This window comes from Streptomyces sp. SID12501 (genome assembly GCF_010550245.1).
Lineage (GTDB): Bacteria > Actinomycetota > Actinomycetes > Streptomycetales > Streptomycetaceae > Streptomyces.
On record NZ_JAAGLU010000920.1, the window covers coordinates 1 to 405 of the forward strand.

At 74.3% G+C, this 405-nt stretch carries 1 pseudogene; it reads right to left on the bottom strand.

From position 1 onward, the window contains the following. Positions 1-405 (bottom strand): annotated as a pseudogene (locus tag G3I71_RS49145) (NADP-dependent oxidoreductase); the annotation flags it as partial.

The following is a 405-nucleotide window of genomic DNA, read 5'->3' on the forward strand; positions in this document are numbered from 1 at the left end:
GGCGGTGAGGCCGGTCATGCCGAGCACGTGCAGGTGCACCGAGAGCGGCACGCCGGGGATCTCGGCGACGGCGCGGAACGTCGACGCGGGCGCCTGGACGGCGTCGCTCCAGCCGTGCTGGTGCAGCACGGCGGTGCCGACGGGCAGCGACGGGTCGGCGGACTCGACGACCCGGCCGACGGCACCGCCCGTGACGGTCTCGCCGAGCGCGTACGGCGCGACGTAGCTGCGGGTGTCGTTCATGCGGCCGCGCATGTAGGGGTCGACCGAGACGAACGCGTTGCGGACGCGGACCTCGCCGTCCTGCAGCGGGCCGTGCGTGACCTGCACGGTGCGGAAGTCGTCGTGGGTCGGCCAGCCCAGCGGGCGGGCGGCGAGCTGGATCTGGGTGCTGACGAACATGCG